At 73.1% G+C, this 16,368-nt stretch carries 13 protein-coding genes; 6 read left to right on the top strand and 7 right to left on the bottom strand.

What is annotated here, in order from left to right; genetic code table 11:
- Positions 1–165: 165 nt before the first annotated feature.
- From ACFY3I_RS00120 to ACFY3I_RS00130, 3 genes are all read right to left on the bottom strand, one after another.
- Complete coding sequence (locus ACFY3I_RS00120; protein WP_365286180.1) at positions 166–2,310, bottom strand: EAL domain-containing protein; 2,145 nt, start codon at positions 2,308–2,310, stop codon at positions 166–168.
- Entirely contained in the window at positions 2,307–3,119 is an 813-nt protein-coding gene (locus ACFY3I_RS00125; RefSeq protein WP_390858632.1) for an SAM-dependent methyltransferase, read from the bottom strand. Before ACFY3I_RS00125 ends, ACFY3I_RS00120 begins: the two co-directional genes overlap by 4 nt.
- Positions 3,120–3,376: 257 nt before the next feature.
- Complete coding sequence (locus ACFY3I_RS00130) at positions 3,377–4,348, bottom strand: SCO0930 family lipoprotein (RefSeq protein ID WP_365286184.1); 972 nt, start codon at positions 4,346–4,348, stop codon at positions 3,377–3,379.
- Between the two features lie 268 nt (positions 4,349–4,616).
- Between ACFY3I_RS00130 and ACFY3I_RS00135 the strand changes: the two genes are divergently transcribed.
- The 3 genes from ACFY3I_RS00135 (at position 4,617) to ACFY3I_RS00145 (ending at position 6,944) form a co-directional block, all read left to right on the top strand.
- Positions 4,617–5,243: a hypothetical protein gene (locus tag ACFY3I_RS00135; RefSeq protein ID WP_390858633.1), complete on the top strand. Its 627-nt coding sequence runs from the start codon at positions 4,617–4,619 to the stop codon at positions 5,241–5,243.
- 31 nt (positions 5,244–5,274) lie between these two features.
- Entirely contained in the window at positions 5,275–6,039 is a 765-nt protein-coding gene (locus ACFY3I_RS00140; RefSeq protein WP_365286188.1) for a DUF4239 domain-containing protein, read from the top strand.
- Positions 6,040–6,269: 230 nt separating this feature from the next.
- Positions 6,270–6,944, top strand: a complete 675-nt coding sequence (locus ACFY3I_RS00145) for a hypothetical protein (protein WP_390858634.1) — start codon at positions 6,270–6,272, stop codon at positions 6,942–6,944.
- 106 nt (positions 6,945–7,050) lie between these two features.
- Here the strand turns inward: ACFY3I_RS00145 and ACFY3I_RS00150 are convergent, their stop codons facing one another.
- Positions 7,051–8,043, bottom strand: a complete 993-nt coding sequence (locus ACFY3I_RS00150; protein ID WP_390858635.1) for a hypothetical protein — start codon at positions 8,041–8,043, stop codon at positions 7,051–7,053.
- A gap of 353 nt (positions 8,044–8,396) precedes the next feature.
- Between ACFY3I_RS00150 and ACFY3I_RS00155 the strand changes: the two genes are divergently transcribed.
- Positions 8,397–9,071 (top strand): class F sortase, encoded by a 675-nt coding sequence (locus ACFY3I_RS00155; protein WP_390858636.1) that lies wholly within the window; start codon positions 8,397–8,399, stop codon positions 9,069–9,071.
- A 52-nt stretch (positions 9,072–9,123) separates the two neighbouring features.
- Here ACFY3I_RS00155 and ACFY3I_RS00160 read toward each other — a convergent pair whose 3' ends face one another.
- Positions 9,124–9,957 carry a polysaccharide deacetylase family protein gene (locus ACFY3I_RS00160; protein ID WP_365286196.1) on the bottom strand — a complete coding sequence of 278 codons (834 nt, stop codon included), beginning with the start codon at positions 9,955–9,957 and terminating at the stop codon, positions 9,124–9,126.
- Positions 9,958–10,106: 149 nt separating this feature from the next.
- Entirely contained in the window at positions 10,107–13,379 is a 3,273-nt protein-coding gene (gene lysX / locus ACFY3I_RS00165) for a bifunctional lysylphosphatidylglycerol synthetase/lysine--tRNA ligase LysX (RefSeq protein WP_390858637.1), read from the bottom strand.
- A 242-nt stretch (positions 13,380–13,621) separates the two neighbouring features.
- Here lysX and ACFY3I_RS00170 point away from each other — a divergent pair, with 242 nt between their 5' ends.
- The gene (locus ACFY3I_RS00170; protein WP_365286200.1) at positions 13,622–14,077 is read left to right on the top strand and encodes a universal stress protein; all 456 of its coding nucleotides are present in this window, start codon (positions 13,622–13,624) and stop codon (positions 14,075–14,077) included.
- Here ACFY3I_RS00170 and ACFY3I_RS00175 read toward each other — a convergent pair.
- Positions 14,013–15,266: an MFS transporter gene (locus ACFY3I_RS00175; RefSeq protein ID WP_390858638.1), complete on the bottom strand. Its 1,254-nt coding sequence runs from the start codon at positions 15,264–15,266 to the stop codon at positions 14,013–14,015. The genes ACFY3I_RS00170 and ACFY3I_RS00175 overlap by 65 nt on opposite strands.
- A gap of 102 nt (positions 15,267–15,368) precedes the next feature.
- Here ACFY3I_RS00175 and ACFY3I_RS00180 point away from each other — a divergent pair, with 102 nt between their 5' ends.
- Positions 15,369–16,319, top strand: a complete 951-nt coding sequence (locus tag ACFY3I_RS00180) for a LysR family transcriptional regulator (RefSeq protein ID WP_390858639.1) — start codon at positions 15,369–15,371, stop codon at positions 16,317–16,319.
- Positions 16,320–16,368: the final 49 nt, after the last annotated feature.

Below are 16,368 nucleotides of genomic sequence, written 5' to 3' on the forward strand. Positions count from 1 at the left end.
GCACCGACGGAAGGTGCCGGGTCCCCTGCCCGTTCTCCTCGGTACGGCGATCATGCCGACCGGAGACGGGTCCGCGCCCGTGCTGCGCCGCGGGTCCGCACCAACGGGCAGGTCCGGCAGCACCTTCGGGAGCGCCGTGCGGCCGGTCCCCGGTGGCGGGGTCGCTCAGCCCGTCGCGTCCACCAGGGCGAGGTCGTGCAGGCGCTCCGGCGGGCCCGGGCGGGCGTAGTACCAGCCCTGGGCCGTGTCGCAGCCCAGTATCCGCAGCTGCTCGGCCTGGGCCCCCGTCTCCACGCCCTCCACGGTGACCGCCAGGTCCAGGCTGTGGGCCAGGGAGACGATGCCCTCCACGATCTTGAGGTCGACCGGGTCCGCGGGGAACTGCTGCATGCTCTGGGTGAAGGAGCGGTCCAGCTTGAGGATGCTCACCGGCAGACGGCGGAGGTTGGCGAGGTTGGAGTAGCCCGTGCCGAAGTCGTCCAGGGCGATGTCGACGCCCATCTCGGCGAGCCGGCGCAGCGGCTTGAGGAGATCGTCGTCGGCACCGATCAGCGCCGACTCGGTGACCTCCAGGCACAGGGCGTCGGGGGTGACCCCGGCCCGCTCCAGGATGTCCACCGTGTCCTGGACCAGGCCGGGATGGGTGAGCTGGCACGGGGACAGGTTGACGTTGATCCGCAGTGGACCCGCGCCGGGCTCCTCCCCGTAGCGCTCCCGCCACTCACGGGCCTGGCGGATCGACTCCTCCAGCACCCAGCGGCCCAACGGCACGATCAGACCGGTGTGTTCGGCGAGCGGGATGAACCGGTCGGGGCCGAGGACGCCGTGCTGCGGATGCAGCCAGCGCACCAGCGCCTCGGCGCCGCGCACGCTGCCGTCGCCGAGGTGCACCAGCGGCTGGTACTCGATGAAGAACTCGCCCCGGTCCAGGGCCGCGGGGAGCGCGGTGGTCAGGCCGTGCCGGGTGATGGCACGCGCGTCGGCCTCCGGGTCGGCCAGCTCGAAGCGGTTGCCGCCCGCCGACTTGGCCCGGTACATCGTGATGTCGGCGCTGCGCAGCACCTCGGCCGGGGTGCGCTCGCCCGCCGGGCCCTCCACGATGCCGATGGAGCCGCGCACCATGAGTTCACGGCCGTCGATGCTGATCGGGGTGATCAGGGCGTTCATGATGCGGTCGGCGAGGTCGTCGACCTCGCGCTGGGTGGCCGGCCCCGTGGTCAGCGCCACGAACTCGTCACCGCCGAGCCTGGCGACCATCTCGCCGGGCGCGGTCGCGCAGGACTGGAGCCGGTCGGCGACCTCCACCAGCAGCCGGTCGCCGGCCGAGTGGCCGAGGCTGTCGTTGATGGTCTTGAAACCGTCCAGGTCGAGGTAGCACAGCCCGAAGCGCTGGCCCTCACCGGCGGCCAGGGCCTTCTCCAGGCGCTCGAAGAACAGCGTCCGGTTGGGCAGGCCGGTGAGCGCGTCGTGGGTCGCCTCGTAGCGCAGCCGCAGGTTGAGCAGGCGGCGCTCGGTGGTGTCCTCCATGAGGGCCAGCTGGTACTGCGGTTCGCCGTCCGCGTCCCGGAGGAGGGAGACGGTCAGGTTGGTCCACAGGACCGTGCCGTCGGAGCGGTTGAACGCCTTTTCGACGTGGTAGTGCTCGCGGTCGCCGCGGACCAGCTCCTCGTAGAGGCGCCAGGTCTGGGGCGCGTCCTCGGGGTGCGCCCACTCCATGACCTTGCGGCCGCGCAGGGTCTGCTCGGAGCCGCCGAACATGCGCAGCAGCGCCCCGTTGATCTGGAGGACGTTGCCCTCCAGGTCGGCGATGCCGATTCCTATCGCCGCGCCCTCGAAGACGGCCCGGAAGCGCGCCTCACTGGCGTGCAGCGCCTGGGCGACCACGCCCTGGGCCCGCAGCGCCGCCTGGGCGATGGCCTCCTGCTCGGCGAGCGTGCGCTCGCGCAGGGCCTGGGCGTACCCGGCGGCCATCGCGTGCTGGATCCGCGAGGAACGCATCCGCAGCTCGTCCTGGGGGCCGTCCCCGCCGCAGTAGAGGGCCAGATAGGCGTCGACGCAGTCCAGGGTGCGGGTGAGCGCCTCGGGGTCGGTGCAGTGCGCGTCGATCAGCGCGGCCCCCACCTGCCGGGCCTCCTCGGCCTCGAATCCGTGCGCCCGCAGCACCTCGCTCAACCGGCGGGCCAGCGGCAGGAGTTCCTCCTCGAACTCCGGCCGGGTCAGGGAGGTCGAGGTCACCGGGAACACCGCCCGGCTCCAGATCGTCGCGAATCGGCGCAGTCTGTCCTCCGGGCCGTCCGGTTCCGCGGTCACTCCGCGATCCCCACGCCGGCGAATCCGGCGAAGGCGTAGGGATCCTCGTCCTCCGGCGCCGACTCCGGCCGCCAGTGCGGCATCGGCACCAGTCCGGGCTCCACCATGTCGTACCCCTCGAAGAACCTGGCGATCTCGTCGCGCGAGCGCATGATGAGCGGGTTGCGGATGTCCTTGTACACGTCCACCGCGCTCTCGGCCCGCTCGGGTGACAGCGGGATTCCCTCGTACGAGGCATGCGTGAGGATCAGCAGGCTGCCGGGCGCGAGTGTTTCACGCAGCCGCGCCACTGTCCCGTACGGGTCGTCCGCGTCTTCCACGAAGTGAAGTATGGCAACGAGGAGCAGGGCGACTGGCCGATTCAGGTCGATCAGGCGCTCCACCTGAGGGCTCGACAGGATCTCCTGGGGCTTGCGGAGGTCGGCGGCGACCACGTCCGCCCCCTCGTTGCCCGCGAGTACGGCCTGGCTGTGGGCGACGGCCACCGGGTCGTGGTCGACGTACACCACGCGCGCGCCGGGGTGCGCCGCCTGCGCCACCTCGTGGACGTTGCCGAAGGTGGGGATGCCGGAGCCGATGTCCAGGAACTGCTCGATGCCCGTGCCCACGGCGTGGCGGACGGCGCGGCGCATGAAGGCACGGTTGGCCTGCATGATCTTCGGCAGGCCCGGCATGTGCGTCATCGCCCTGCGGGCCGCCTCCCGGTCGACCTCGAAATTGTGCGAACCGCCCAGGTAGTAGTCGTAGATACGCGAAACGCTCGGCACCGAGATGTCGATGCTTCGTGGGGCCCAGGCGGGACGCTCCATGTATCTCTCCAAGGCTGAGGCGATCCGTTGTTCGAGCAGAGGCTACTGATCGCCTGCGAACTGGGCGAGTGGAACCGGAAATTGACCGTCCGTTCCCGGTCATCACCTGGGAATTCCGCATGCCCTTCCGGGGTGTTCGGGCCCTGCGCCGCATCCGGGTGCGACACGACGGCACACGACCGCCCGCCCCCTCCGTTCGGTCGGGAGGGGGCGGGCGGTCGTGCGTCGTCGTGTCGTCCGTGCGGGACCGCGGAGGCCTACTTGCCCGGCGCGCCGACCAGCTTGCCCTCCGGCGAGACGGCGTACCACGTGCCGCCGACGCCCTGGCCGTTGGTGTCCCCGGCCTTCGCGTCACCGGAGAAGGTGTAGATGGGCCAGCAGTCGACCGTCATCTGCTTCTGGCCGTTGTCGGGCCGGGTGAAGCCCATCAGGCCCTTCTTCTCGACACCCTTGGTGTCGGAGGCGTCGACCTCCGCGACGGCCGGCCACTTGGCGAGGCAGTCACCGGTGCAGTTCGAGACGGACTTGGGCCACGCCTTGTCCTTGATGAAGCGGTAGACCGTCATGCCGTTCTTGTCGACGACGATGTCACCGAGCTTGGCGTCCTTGCGGACCGACAGACCGGGCAGGTCGGCCAGGGTGGCCTTCTTGCCGTCGGGAGCCGTGGCGAACCACTTGCCGCCCACTCCCTGGCCGTTCACGTCACCGGCGTTGACATCCTTGGCGTAGCGGTACATCGGCCAGCCGCCCACGGTCAGCTGCTTGGTGCCGTCGGCACGGGTGACCTCGCCGAGCAGCGCCTTGTCGATGCCCGAACCGGCGGTGGCGTCGTCGGCGGGGACCGGCGGCCAGGCGGTGGCGCAGTCGCCGTCGCAGTTCGACTTGGGGGGGTTGGCGGTGTCGGCGTCGAATCGGTAGAGGGTCAGACCGCTGCCGTCGGTCAGGACCTTGCCCAGATCGGGGTTGCCGGCGACGCTCAGCTTGCCCGCGGGCGCGACCGCGGCCGGCGCGCCGGAGGCCTGGCTGCCGTCCGCGCCGTAACCGTTGCCGGCACCGGTGGAGGGGCTGGTCACACTGCCGACGTTGCCGACGCCGGCCGGGGCCGTCGCTCCCACGTTCTGGGCCGCCGAGGACGGAGTGGTCACATTGTCCTGACCACAACCCGTCGTCAGAGCCAGTACGCCTGCGGCCGTGGCCACCAAAGAGGCGCTCCTCCAGGAGGTCTTCATCTTCAACTCCCCATAATCGCCTGGATATTGCAGCGCCTGTGCGCCGCCGCACGACACCAGGTACGGATGCCGGGGGCCGAAGTGTTCAACGGCCGCACAAATTTCTTCCGCGCCACCGCGCCTCCGGCGCACGCCCCGCACTGACATACGGTTCGAGCCAGTCGGCACACGGTGTGATTCAAACCGGTTTACGCCACCTGTCCCCCGTTCGGGCCAATCCCTCCACACTCCGGCGTACGACGGCACCCGACGCCTCATGATCTCGGTCGTGCACGCACCCCAAGCGACCCGACTCGCGCCCGTCCCCAAGGTGTTGGCCCTGCTGGCACTGACCTGGACCCTGGTGGGCTGCCCGGTCGGCACGGCGTCGGCCGACGCCTGCGCCTACGCCTCCGCGGGCCCGGACGGCGTCCAGGCGGTGGCCGTGGCCGGCGACTCCTGGCCGGATCCGCCGCCCTGCCTGCCCTCCGAGCCACCGCCCTGCCCGCCGCCCCCACCGCCGCCCTGCCCCACACCCACGCCGACCCCGACGCCCACGCCGACCCCGCCCCCGAAACCGACTCCCCCGCCCAAGCCCGAACCGACGCCGAAACCCATCCCCTCGCCACCGCGCCCCACCCCGCGGGCACCGGCGCCACCACCGCCGCCCCCGCCGGTCCCCAAGCCCGCGCCCACCCCGCCGCCGGCCGCCCGGCCCGCACCGCCCAGGCCGACGCCGACCCCGACACCGCCCCCGAAGCCCACCCCGCGGCCCTCACCGACCCCGGTGACCTACCCGCCGTACCACATCCAGTCGACCCAGGCGGCGGCCCCCAACCGCACCTCACCGGTCACCTACGTGCTGCTCATCGCCGTACCCGCCATCGTCGCCATCGCCGCGTTCCGCGCGCGCTGACGGCCGGCCCACTGATTTCTGGAGGCTTCCGTTGCCGGATTGGCTTGTTCTCGTCCTCGCGATCCTCGCGGCCTGTGCCGTGGTGGTCGTCATCACCCTCGTACGGCACAAGAGGGCGGCGGAGGACGAGGATCCCTCCGAGACGCCGGACGTCATCGAGTACATGACGATGTGGATCGGCGTCATCTACGCCATCGTCCTCGGCCTGGCGGTCGCCGGGGTGTGGGAGGCACGCAGCGCCGCCCAGGACCATGTGCAGGCGGAGGCGCAGGCTCTGCACGAGATCTATGAGCGGGTACGGGTGTACCCGCCCGACGCCCGGGACCGGATCCGGGCCGACGTCGAGGCCTACACCCGACAGGTCGTCGACAAGGAGTGGAAGGAGATGGCGGACCACGGCCGGCTCACCCCGCAGGGTGCGGACCTGCTCGCGACGATCCGTCAGGACGTCACCGACTACCAGCCGAAGACCGACTTCCAGGCACAGGCCTACCAGCCGCTGGTGGACCAGGTGGCCGCCGTCGACCAGTCCCGCAGCGCCCGGGCCGACTCGACGGGGGCGACCATGCCGAGCGTGGTGTGGGTCGGGCTGCTGGCCGGAGCCGTGGTCACCGTCGGCATGGTCTTCGCGCTGCAGATCAGGCGCACCCGCCGCGAACTCGTCCTCGCGGGGCTGTTCTCCGCGACGATCGCCTTCATGCTCTTCCTGATCTGGGACTTCGACGAACCGTACAGCCGGGGCATCACGGCGACGGCACAGCCCTTCCTGAACCTCTTCCCGCACCTGGGCGGCTAGCCGGGACCCGGACGCCCGCGGCACCCGGGGGACATCGCGGCGACACGCCGTGGCCGTCCCCCGGGTGCCGCGGCCGCGTCACCCCTACGGCCCACCGGCATCCCCCGTTCGCGCTACTGCGTTCGCGCGCCTGTACGGATGTTCCTAGCGTTCCCCTCAACGAGGCGCATTTCCGGCACGAGCGGAACGGATCCGCCGCGGACCGCCCCTCGGGGACCGGAGGAACCAGCATGCACGCGATACGCCTGGCTTCGGCCGCACTGCTCGGCATCGGGGCGCTCGTCCTGGGCGCTCCGGCCGCCCTCACGGACGATCAGGGCGACGGAGGCCGGGACGGCGGCCGCGAGGCCTCCTTCGGCGTCCACGTCACGCCGTCCACCGTCTCGGCCGGCGGCCGGGTCAGCCTGCAGGTGGACCGCGACGAGCGGTGCCGGGGCGCGGCGACCGTCACCTCGGACGCGTTCGGCACCGTCCGGATCCCCGAGGGGCGGGACTCGGCGGCGGCCACGATCGACCGCAACGCCAGGTCGCAGACCTCGTACCGGGTGACGGTCGACTGCGACGGGACGACGGGGTCGACCGAGTTCAGCATCGCCGGCAGTCAGTCGGCGGGACGCGAGGACGGCGGCACGGGCGGCCGCTCCGATGGCAGGACCGACGCCGGCGGCGACCTGTCCGACGGCGTGGCGGACGGTGGCGCCGACGGCGACACCGACGGCGACGACGACGGGCAGTCGGGCCTCGGCCGGCAGCCCCTCCCCGACCGGGGCGTACAGGCCGGTACGGGCGGCAGCGTCGACGGATTCGACCTCCAGGAGATCGGCCTCGGCGCCGTGTTCGTCGTGGGCTCGGTCGGTACGGCGTACCGCATCGCGCGGCGGCGGGACGGCGCGGACGGTGCCTGACCGCCTTCCGGCCCGCCGCGCGGCTCACCTCCCGGCCTCCCGGGCGGCCCCACGGGTCCTCGCCCCGCACCCGCGCGGGGGCCGGGGCGAGGACGGCCCGCAGGGTTCAGAACCGCTTCTCGTGCCGACGGCGCAGCCAGAACCCGCAGCCCGCGAGCACGGCCGCGCCCACCAGCCCACCGCCGATCGCCATGTCGGCCGGGGTGGCCCCGCTGGAGACGCTGCCGCCGAGGCCGCCCCTGACGCCGCCGAGCACGTAGAACGCGGACGACCGGGTGAACGTCCGCCCGTCGCAGCGGACGGTCAGGTCGTACGGGCCGGGGCGGGCGTCCCGCTCGATGGTGGCGACGCCGCGCGCCATGTCGCCGCCGAACGGGAACAGCGAGGTCGAGCGGAAGGCGCGCGAGTACATGACGCCGCTGCGGCAGCCGTTGACGGTGACGGTGAGACGGGCGCCGCTGGTGATCGCCCGGGGCTGGGCGACGATGTTCCGCGCCCCTTCGCCCCCGCAGCCGAACCCGCCGTCGCCCCGCCCGTCGCCCCCTCGGCCGCCGAACCCGTCGTCGAACCCGTCGCCGCCGCGCCCGCCGAACCCGTCGTCGCCCCGCCCGCCGCCGTCGCCGCCCCGGCCACCGTCGCCGCGCCCGCCACCGTCGCCGCGCCCGCCACCTTCGCCCCGCCCGCCGCCGTCGCCGCCCCGGCCGCCCCAGTCGTCACCGCCCCGCCCGCCGAACCCCTCGCAGCCCCGTCCACCGCCGAAGCCGCCCCTGCCGCCCCTGCCGCCCCCTCCGAAGCCGTATCCGGGAACGACGACACCGGGGACCGCCACGCCGGGGACGACCCCGACCCCGGGGGCCACCCCGACCCCGCCGACGCCAGGGGCCACCCCGACCCCGCCGACCCCGCCGACCCCGCCGACGCCACCGACACCGCCGACCCCGCCCACTCCGGGGGCGACGCCGGTCCCACCGACCACCGGGGCTTGAGTGTTGGGCGGGCCGCCGGGGTTGCCCATGCCGTCGGCGACGGCCACGGGGGTGGCGGCGCTCAGAACGGCGACCACGGTGCACGCGGCCGCCAGCGCACGTGAGTTTCGCATCTCTTCCTCCGCGGAAGGCGCCCCGGGAACCGTCCCCGGTAGATCGGCGAGAAAGCACCTCCCGCATAGACCCTCAGATGCCGTGAACACGCCCGCATTTCGAGAATGGGCCGTCCTGGTGAGGGGACACGCCGAGCGAAAAGCACACAATCGGATATTGCCGCAGGTCACGGACCGTCAGAAAAATCCTGGGAACGGCAACTCGGATGGCGCACCGGAGCGCGCGCGGACCACCCGTTCGCCCGTCGTCCCGTCGCCGCACCCACGCGCGGGACTTAGCGTTTTCCCGAGCGCGCTGCGGACCTGCGCGCCACGGATGAAGTCGCCGCGGCCGTGTCGAGAGGGGATGGCGAATGTCTGCGTCCGAACTTTCCGAGCTGGCCGAAGAGGAGGAGCGGCGGCGAAAGCGTGCCCCCTGGGGCGTGATAGCGCTCGTCCTGCTGACCGGCCTCGCGCTCATCCGCAACGGCTCCGGGGAGTTCGACGTCGGTCCGCCGCAGCCGGCCTCGGCCGCCGCCCCGGACAGCCGTAGCACGTTCCCGGACACCTTCGCCACCGCACCCGCCTCGCTGCCGTACTCGACGGCGAACCGGATCAGGGTCCCCGCGATCCGCGTCGACGCGCCCGTGATGCCGGTGGGTCTGGACGCGGACGGCTCGGTCGCGGCTCCGCCGCCGGACGACCCGAACCTGGCCGGCTGGTTCACCGGGGGTGTCTCGCCCGGCGAGAAGGGCACGTCCGTCGTCGTCGGCCACGTCGACAACACCAAGGGACCGGCGGTGTTCTACGGCCTCGGGTCCCTCAAGAAGGGCAACCGGATCGAGATCGACCGCACCGACGGGAAGACCGCGGTGTTCGAGATCTACGGCATCGAGGTCTTCGCGAAGGCCGCGTTCCCGGGCGACCGGGTCTACGGCTCCAAGGGCACAGCGGAGTTGAGGGTCATCACCTGCGGCGGCGGCTTCACGAAGCAGAACGGCTACGACGGGAACGTGGTGGTCTTCGCCCGCCTGGTCGAGGCCCGCTGACGCGGGCCCGGCCGGACGGGCCGGGGCCCGTCGGCGGCGGGCCGGATCCGGCTCAGGTCCGGCGGCGCGGCACCGTCAGGTGGTAGCCGTTGTCCAGCAGGTAGGGCAGGTACTCGCGCAGGGCCTGGACGCTCTGCGAGCGGTCGCCCCCGGCGTCGTGGGAGAGGACCACGACACCGGGGGCGGCGCCCTTCTCGATCGTGTCCACGATGGTGCGGGTGCCCGGGGTGGTCCAGTCGGTGCTGTCGACGGTCCAGGCCATGGGCTCCATGCCCATCTCGGCCCCCAGTTGGAAGGCCGCGCGGTTCCAGGCGCCGTAGGGGGCGCGGAACCACTGCGGGCGTTCGCCGTAGGTGTCCTCGATGGCGTCGCTGGTGCTCTCCATCTCGTCCCGGATCTCACGGCGGTTCAGGGTGGTCAGCAGCGGATGCGTCCAGGTGTGGTTGCCCACCACATGGCCCTCGGCGGCCATCCGGGCCACCAGTTCGCGGTTCTCGACGATGCACTCCCCGCACAGGAAGAACATCGCGCGCACGTCGTATCTGGCGAGGGTGTCCAGGATGTGCGGGGTGTAGGCCGGGTTGGGTCCGTCGTCGAAGGTGAGCATCATGCGCCGGCCGCTCCCGGGGATCCGCAGGATGGGCTCCTTGCGGACCTTGAGCTTGCGCGGCGCGGTGGGCGGCGGTCCGTATCCGGTGAGCGGCTGGAGCCGGAACGCGGATGACCTGGGCGCCTGTCGGGCCGGTGGTCCGGCGGCCGGGGCGACGGTGCCCGCCGCCTCCTCGGTGTCGCTCGCCAGCACCATTCCCGCGGTACCCGCGGCCCCCAGAGCGGCCCCGCCGGCGAGGAGCAGCCGGCGTCGGGTGAACAACTGATCCTTCTGCATGACTCATCAGTCGCCCGAGCGGGCTCGGGCGCACCACATAGACACCGGTGCGGCGCCCGAAAACACCCGCACGGACCAGCGCCGGGAGGTTTCGAAAAGAAATGGTCAAGTAGGCCGGGCCGAGGGCGGGTCGGGGGGTCCGGGAGGGCTCAGCGGCGCCGGACGAGCGGGAAGGGCAGCGTCTCGCGGATCGTCAGGCCGGTGAGGAACATGACCAGCCGGTCGACACCGAGGCCGAGACCGCCGGTGGGCGGCATCGCGTACTCGAGGGCGTCCAGGAAGTCCTCGTCCAGCTCCATCGCCTCCGGGTCCCCGCCGGCCGCGAGCAGCGACTGGGCGGTCAGCCGGCGGCGCTGTTCGACGGGGTCGGTCAGCTCGGAGTAGGCGGTGCCGAGTTCGGTGCCGAAGGCGACCAGGTCCCAGCGCTCGGCGAGCCGCGGGTCGTGGCGGTGCTGCCGGGTGAGCGGGGAGACGTCGGTCGGGAAGTCCCGGTAGAAGGTGGGCAGCTGGGTCCGCTCCTCCACGAGGCGTTCGTACATCTCCAGGACGACGTCCGCGGGCCCGTCGTCGGCGGTGTACGGCACCCCGGTCCGGTCGCAGTGCCGGTGCAGCCGCAGCAGTTCGGTGCCGGGTCCGATCTCCTCCCCCAGCGCCTCGGAGATCGCCCCGTACACGGTCTTCACCGGCCAGCTCCCCGAGATGTCGTACTCCCGGCCGTCCCGGCGGGCCACCGGGGCGCCGAAGGCGGCGGTGGCGGCGCCCTGGACCAGTTCGCGGGCCAGGTCGAGCATCACGTCGTAGTCGGCGTACGCCTGGTAGGCCTCCAGCATCGTGAACTCGGGGTTGTGCTTGTGGGAGACGCCCTCGTTGCGGAATGTGCGGCCGAGTTCGAACACCTTCTCCAGCCCGCCCACGCACAGCCGCTTCAGGTACAGCTCGGGGGCGATGCGCAGGTACAGGTCGAGGTCGTAGGCGTTGATGTGGGTGGTGAAGGGACGGGCGTTGGCGCCGCCGTGGATACGCTGGAGCATCGGCGTCTCGACCTCCAGGTAGCCGCGGTCCAGGAGGCCCTGGCGCAGCGCCTGCACGGCGGCCGAGCGGGTGCGGACGACGGCGCGGGCGGCGGGGCTGGTGGCCAGGTCGAGGTAGCGGCGGCGCACCCTGGCCTCGGGGTCGGCGAGACCCCGGCGCTTGTCGGGCAGCGGCCGCAGGCACTTGGCGGTGAGCTGCCAGTCGGAGACGAAGAGGGTGGGCTCGCCCTTGTCGCTGAGGCCGGCCCGGCCGGTGGCGGTGATCTGGTCGCCGATGTCGGTGTCGGCGGTGAAGCGGTCCAGGGCGGAACCGGAACCGGCGCGGGTGAGCGCGAGTTGGCGGTCGCCGGACCAGTCGCGCAGCGTCACGAAGACGATGCCGCCGAAGTCGCGGACGAGCATGACCCGCCCGGCGACGGTGGCCGTCTCCCCGTCCTGGACGTCGGCGAGGGCGCGGGTGGGCCGGTGGACCGACACCGGGTAGGGGTCGGTGCCCGCCGCGCGCAGTCGGTCCAGCTTGCCGCGCCGGACACGGAACTGGTCCGGCAGGCCGGGCTCCGGAGCGCCGGGCCCGGCCTCGTCCCCTCCGTCGAGACCGGGCACCGGTGAGGACCGCTGCGCGTCGAGGGGTCGCGGTCCGGTCTTCGGGTGCCCCTTTCCCCAGAGTTTGCGCAGGGAAGGTACGGAGACGAAGCCCTCGGCGATTCCGGAGGCGACCCCGATCCGGGCGAGGGAGCCGGTCTCGCCGTAGCAGATGAAGCGCGGGTACCACTCGGGGCGGTACTTGGCGTTGGAGCGGTACAGGGCCTCCAGTTGCCACCAGCGGGAGAAGAACAGCAGCAGCCGGCGCCACAGACGCAGCACCGGGCCCGCGCCGATGCGGGCGCCCTCCTCGAAGACCGAGCGGAAGACGGCGAAGTTCAGGGAGATCCGGCGCACGCCCAGCTTGGGGGCGGCCGCGCACAGGTCGGCGACCATGAACTCCATGACCCCGTTGGGGGCGGCGCGGTCACGGCGCATCAGGTCGAGGGAGACTCCGTCGTCGCCCCAGGGCACGAAGGAGAGCAGGGCGAGCAGCCGGCCGTCCTCGGCGAGGGCCTCGACGAGCAGGCAGTCGCCGTCGGCGGGGTCGCCGAGCCGGTCGAGGGCCATGGAGAAGCCGCGCTCGGTCTCGGTGTCCCGCCAGGCGTCGGCCTTGTCGACGACCTCCTCCGTCTCCGCCTCGGTGAGGGTGGCGTGACGGCGCACCCGGGTGGTGGCGCCGGAGCGCCGGACCCGGTTGACGGCCTGCCGGGTGACGCGCATCTCGCGGCCGCCGAGGTCGAAGCCGGGGACGTGCAGGATCGCCTCGTCACCGAGTTGCAGGGCGCCGAGTCCGGCGCGCACGTACGCTCTGGCGCCGTCCTCCGAGGCGCCCATCACCGCGGGCACCCAGGCGTGCCGGCGGGCCGTGTCCAGCCAGGCGGCGACGGCGTGCGGCCAGGCCTCCGGGTCGCCGACGGGATCGCCGCTGGCCAGGCAGACGCCGGCCTCGACCCGGTAGGTGACGGCGGCCTTGCCGCTGGGCGAGAAGACCACGGCCTTGTCGCGCCGGGTGGCGAAGTAGCCGAGGGAGTCCCGCTCGCCGTAGGTCTTCAGCAGCGCGCGGATCCGGGACTCCTCGTCGCCGTGCAGGGCCGCTTCCAGGCGTTGTGAACGGAACAGCGTGGCGGCGGCGTTGAGCAGGGCGAGGGCGCCGAGGAGGCCGAGGACGAAGGCGACGATCCGGGGTGGTCGCCCGCCGTAGCTGCCGCCGTCGACCAGGCCGCCGCAGACCCGGTCGGCCGCCCAGGCCAGGTGCTGGCCGTGCGGGAGCGAGCCGGGGAAGAGCGAGACGAGGCCCCAGCCGGCCAGGATCGCCAGGACCAGGCCGGCGAGGAGCACGCCGAGGGCGCGGCGTACGGCGGCCCGGCGGGAGGCGGCGTAGAACTCGCGTCTGGCCACGATCAGCAGCGCGAGTGCGAGTCCGCAGACGAGCAGTGAGCTGAAGGAGTACCAGTCGAAGCCGAAGGCGACCGTCAGGACGTCCGCCAGCACCAGGAGGCCGAGGTAGAGCACCACCAGCCACCAGGCGACCTTCTTGCGGGCGGCGGTTGCACCGCCGAGCAGGAACAGGAAGACGGCGTAGGCCAGGTTGGGGCTGACGGGCACGACGACGGCGTTGAGGAAGTGCACGACCGGGCGGAGCTGGACGCGCAACGGGGCGATGACGGCGAGCAGGGCGCACAGCAGGGCGAGGACGCCGAAGAAGGTCCCGAAGGCCTCGGGCACCCAGGTGAGCCGCCCGCCGCGGGACGGGCGCGGCGGCCCCGCGGTCTCCTTGCCCGGGGCGGGTTCGACGGCGGCACTCATGCTCCGACTGTAGGAAGCGCCCGCCGGATACGCCCGTCGAGCGGCCTGAGCCCGAAGGACGGCCGCGGGCCGGTGGGTGGCTGCTCGCGCGGTGCCCGGCGCCCCTTTGGGCAGCGCCGTGTGCATGTCCCGGAAGGGCGCGGGCAGCCGCGCGACCGGCCTCCACAGACCCGCACTCCCACGACGCGCGGCGGGCCACCCCGGGCACTCACCGGACCGGTGAATTCCGATAGCCTCGGGGCGTGGCGGAACAACACCAGTTCGAGCGGGGCACGGACGGCCCCAAGGTCATCGTGGCCGGTGTGGACGGCTCGGACTCGTCGTGGCGCGCGGCCTCCTACGCCGCCGGTCTGGCCCGGCGGCAGCGCGCGCTGCTCGCCGTCGTGTACGTGCAGCCGGTGCTGGCGGCCGGTGCCGCGCTGGGGGCGCCGGTGGCGGAGACGACCGACGAGATCGCGGAGGACCTGGTCGCCCAGATCCGGGACGCGGCCGAGCGGCTCAAGGGGATATTCGAGGTGCGCTGGGAGTTCCACACCTTCCGCGGCGACCCCTACGGCGGCCTGGTGAAGGCGGCCGACGAACTGAAGGCGGACGCGGTCGTGGTGGGCGCCTCCGAGCAGGCCGGCCACCGGTTCATCGGTTCGGTGGCGATCCGTCTGGTGAAGGCGGGACGGTGGCCGGTGACGGTGGTGCCGTAGCCCGGTCACCGGTGCGCGGGAGCAGTGCCGGGGTCGCGAGCAGCAGGATCCCGGCCGCGGCGATCGCGGTGCGCGTACCGGTGAGACTCGCCAGCGCTCCCCACAGGGCGGTCAGGGTGGCGATGGACGCCTTGGTGCCGACCGACCAGGCGGACAGGGTGCGGGCGACGCGGTCGTCCGGGGTGTGGTCGAGGCGGTGGGTGGCCAGCACCGGGTTGAAGACTCCGGCGCAGAGTATGAGACCGAACTCGGTGACCATGATCAGCAGCAGCCCGGGCAGCCCCGGCCCGACGAAGGCCAGGCCGAGGGACCACAGGGCGCGCAGCACGCCGGAGGTGAGCAGGACCCGGCGCTGCCCGTACCGGGCGACGAGAGGACGGGCCAGGCGGGAGCCGACGAGGCCGCCCAGACAGGGCACGGCGAAGGCGAGGCCGTACTCCCAGGGCGGGAACCCGAGGGGGCCGAGCATCAGGACGGCCAGCAGCGGCGCGGTGGCCATGATCAGGCCGTTGACCAGGGCCACGTTGAGGAAGACGGGCCGCAGCTCGGGGCTGGTGAGGATGTGCCGCCAGCCGTCGAGCAGGTCCGCGGCCCGCGGACGTCCGGTCCCCTTGCGCGGGGGCTCCGGTTCGCCGCCGCCCACGGCGCGGACGCCCAGGGCCGACAGCAGGAAGCTGACCGCGTTCGCGACCACCGTCACGATCGGGCCGAACACGCCGATCGCGGCACCGCCGAGCGGGGGGCCGAGGACGGTGGCGGTCCACATCGTGGACTCGAAGCGGGCGTTCGCGGTCAGCAGCCGGTCGCGCGGCACGAGTGACTTCAGGAAGGCTCCGGAGGCCGCGTTGAAGGTGATGTCGGCGGCGGCGACCACCACGGAGACCACCGTCAGCTGGGCGATGTCGAGGACGCCGAGCGCGTAGGCGGCGGGGACGCTCAGCAGCGCGCCGCACCGGACGAGGTCCGTCCCGGCCATCACCGGCCGCTTGCGCCGGAACTCGACCCAGGGCCCGAGCGGCACCGCCAGCAGGGCGCCCACCGCGGGCCCGGTCGCGGCGAGCAGCGCCACCTGGGCCGCGCCCGCGTGCAGGACCAGGACCGCGATCAGCGGGAACGCGTCGAACGCGAGCCAGGTCCCCAGCACGCTGACCGAGTACGCGGCCCACAGCCACCCGAACCGCCGCCCCATGCACAACCTCCCGTTGACCCGGGACATGAAAACGTGCAGGTGGCCGTCGAATCAAACAACTCCCCGGGCGTGTGTCACAACCAGCGGTTGTACGGTGGGGGCGTGGACCTGACCGCCGTGCGCACCTTCGTCGCCGTCGCCGACGCGGGTCAGTTCCAGGAGGCCGCCGCCGTCCTCGCGGTCACCCAGCAGGCCGTCTCCAAGCGGATCGCGGCGCTGGAGAGGGAGCTGGGGGTGCGGCTGTTCACCCGGACGCCCCGGGGCGCCGAGCTGACCGTGGACGGCCGGACCTTCCTGCCGCCCGCCCGCGAGCTGCTGCTCGCCGAGGAGCGGGCGAGGGCCTCCGTGCGGTCGGGTCGGCGGCCGCTGCGGGTCGACGTGGTCGGATCGCGGCTCGCCCCGGCGGCGCTGCTGCGCGGATTCCACGAGGCGCACCCGGAGATCGCCCTGGACGTCGTCACGCTCTTCGACGTCGACTCGGCGCTCACCGCCCTGCGCTCGGGCGCGGTCGACGCGTCCTTCCGGGCCGTCGCCATGCCGGGCCGTCCGCTCCCCCGGGGTGTCGAGGCGGCACGGGTGTACGACGAGCCGGTGCAGCTGCTCACCGGCCCGGGGCACGCCCTCGCCGACCGGGACACGGTCTCGCCCGGGGAGCTGGCCGGGCACCGGATCTGGATGCCGGGCATCGTCGAGGGCACCGAGTGGGCCGCCTACTACGCCTCCCTCGCCGCCGAGTTCGGCCTGACCATCGACTCCTCGGGCCCCAACTTCAGCGGGGCGGTGCAGGAGGCGGTGGCCGGGTCCGGCACCCTGGCGACGCTGGTCAGCGAGCGGACCCGGCTGGTCTGGCCACAGGGCTACGACCTGCGCCGCATCCCCCTGGCGGACCCCACCCCCGTCTATCCGCACTCCCTGGTGTGGACGGCCGCCAATCCGCACCCGGCGCTGGCCGTCCTGCGCGCCCATCTGGGCGACGCCCGGCCGCCCCGGCCCGCGGCCGGGACCTGGGTGCCCGGCTGGGCCGAGAGCGTGCGTGGCGTCTTCCGTCCGTGACGCCCCTGAGCCATCATGATCCGCCGTCAGCCGTTCGCGATCGGCGAGA

This window comes from Streptomyces sp. NPDC001068, from assembly GCF_042897315.1.
In the GTDB taxonomy this organism is placed as follows: domain Bacteria; phylum Actinomycetota; class Actinomycetes; order Streptomycetales; family Streptomycetaceae; genus Streptomyces.

Excerpts from the sequence above, each read along its gene's own strand:
- ACFY3I_RS00145 (WP_390858634.1), top strand. The coding sequence starts at position 6,270 with ATGCACGCGATACGCCTGGCTTCGGCCGCACTGCTCGGCATCGGGGCG.
- ACFY3I_RS00125 (WP_390858632.1), bottom strand. The coding sequence starts at position 3,119 with ATGGAGCGTCCCGCCTGGGCCCCACGAAGCATCGACATCTCGGTGCCG.
- lysX (WP_390858637.1), bottom strand. The coding sequence starts at position 13,379 with ATGAGTGCCGCCGTCGAACCCGCCCCGGGCAAGGAGACCGCGGGGCCG.
- ACFY3I_RS00130 (WP_365286184.1), bottom strand. The coding sequence starts at position 4,348 with ATGAAGACCTCCTGGAGGAGCGCCTCTTTGGTGGCCACGGCCGCAGGC.
- ACFY3I_RS00160 (WP_365286196.1), bottom strand. The coding sequence starts at position 9,957 with ATGCAGAAGGATCAGTTGTTCACCCGACGCCGGCTGCTCCTCGCCGGC.
- ACFY3I_RS00175 (WP_390858638.1), bottom strand. The coding sequence starts at position 15,266 with ATGGGGCGGCGGTTCGGGTGGCTGTGGGCCGCGTACTCGGTCAGCGTG.
- ACFY3I_RS00155 (WP_390858636.1), top strand. The coding sequence starts at position 8,397 with ATGTCTGCGTCCGAACTTTCCGAGCTGGCCGAAGAGGAGGAGCGGCGG.
- ACFY3I_RS00150 (WP_390858635.1), bottom strand. The coding sequence starts at position 8,043 with ATGCGAAACTCACGTGCGCTGGCGGCCGCGTGCACCGTGGTCGCCGTT.